Source organism: Dialister sp. (assembly GCF_036343215.1).
GTDB lineage: Bacteria > Bacillota > Negativicutes > Veillonellales > Dialisteraceae > Dialister.
Map to the genome: position 1 here is coordinate 1 of NZ_JAZASU010000190.1, position 1,688 is coordinate 1,688.

3 protein-coding genes are annotated in these 1,688 nt (G+C 43.1%); all 3 read left to right on the forward strand.

Going from position 1 to position 1,688, the window contains the following annotated elements; all coding sequences use genetic code 11:
• Positions 1-142: 142 nt before the first annotated feature.
• A complete protein-coding gene (locus VZT47_RS10265) occupies positions 143-742 on the forward strand; it encodes a GNAT family N-acetyltransferase (RefSeq protein ID WP_330224864.1) in 600 nt (199 codons plus the stop codon).
• A gap of 29 nt (positions 743-771) precedes the next feature.
• The gene (locus VZT47_RS10270; RefSeq protein WP_330224865.1) at positions 772-1,299 is read left to right on the forward strand and encodes a histidine phosphatase family protein; all 528 of its coding nucleotides are present in this window, start codon (positions 772-774) and stop codon (positions 1,297-1,299) included.
• Positions 1,300-1,341: 42 nt separating this feature from the next.
• On the forward strand, positions 1,342-1,688 hold a 347-nt coding region (locus VZT47_RS10275; protein ID WP_330224866.1), incomplete at its 3' end, for a hypothetical protein.

Below are 1,688 nucleotides of genomic sequence, written 5' to 3' on the forward strand. Positions count from 1 at the left end.
ACGGGTGTCTGGTATCGGGATAAACCTTGTGCGCAATACGAAACGGAAATTGCAAACGATGATGATCTCGTGCTTTTTCTTTCTAAGAAATTAGAATGGAAAGGCGAAAACTAAGCGAACAAATCGGAATTTGGAGGAAGCAATGCTCGACAGAACCATTCCATTCTGCAATACGATTATGAAATGCTCTGATTATGAATACAGGAATGTAGAATTGCCGGATGGTTTTTCTATCATTTCATATCAGTCCGGGCATGAAAAAGAATGGGCAAAACTGGAATATGCTATTGGCGACTTTGATTCAGTAACGGAAGCGGAGAGATATTTCGTCAAAACATATCTGCAGATTCCCGAACTGCTCCCGAACATACTTTTTGCACTAAGCAAAGATGGTGATGTTGTGGGCTCCTGCATCGCATGGCAGGATATGCGTGGAATAAACAGTGTTTCGTCCCTGCATTGGCTCGTGGTTGATGATCTGCACCAGAAAAAAGGCCTTGGGAGAGCCCTTTGCACTGCTGTTATGAACATTTATGTAAAGCACAAGGGCCTTCCTGTCTACATCCACACACAGCCCTGGAGCTGGAAAGCCATCCTTTTGTACCTTTCGCTTGGATTCAGGCTCCAGAAGACGGACACATTTTCACACTATGAAAACGAGTATGATAAAGCCATGGCTGAACTCAAGAAAATCGTTTCAAATGAACAATATGAGCTACTACTTCAGTTATCCGAGGACTGAACAAATTCACAGTTTGAAGAGGTAAATGAATGTTTTATTTTGTGCGGCACGGGGAGACAGATTATACAGAACGTGGAACCAAAATATATCAAGGACACGGAACGAATTTAGCGCCTCTTTCGGAAACCGGGATCGGCCAGATAAAGAAAGCAGCAAAGGATATTCGACTTCAGGAGGCGAACCTGATTTTGTGTTCTTCTTATACAAGAGCTGTGCAGTCTGCAGCCATTCTTTCTAAGGAATTGGGGCTGGAAATCAGGATTGAGACGGATCTGCACGAATGGGTTGCAAACGACCTTTATATCTATGAGGATGATCATACCGCAGAGAAGGCATACGAAGAATATGTGAAGAACAAAGGGGTCCACCCGGATTCCGGCTGCCGGTGGGAAGATGCTGCAACCATTAGGCGAAGAGTGCTTCCTGTGCTGCAAAAATATGCAGATGTTCCAAAAGTCATCGTGATTGGACATGGAATGATGATTGAAGCCGTGACCGGAGTACCACATCCAAACTGCGGGGAGATCGTTCCATTTTCCTTAGTAGGAAAGGAATGATTATGAGGAAGGATAATAGACGAAAATGACGAGGTAATGAATGTGGACGGCTATAACGAGGATTTTTGGAAAGCGTTAGATGAATTAGTAAACAGTTCGGAAATTGTGATCGACAGGCCCAGAGGCTCCGCTCATCCCAGATTTCCAAACTTCATCTATAAGGTTGACTATGGATATTTGAAAAATACCGCCTCTATGGATGGTGCAGGAATTGATGTATGGGTCGGAAGCGGTGATAAAAAGATTGATGCCATCATGTGTATCGTTGATTTGATGAAGAGAGATTCAGAAATCAAAATACTGATAGGTTGTACGGAAGAAGAAAAGCTGGAGATATACAAAACGCATAATGAAACGCAGTATATGAAAGGCGTTTTGATACGTCGATA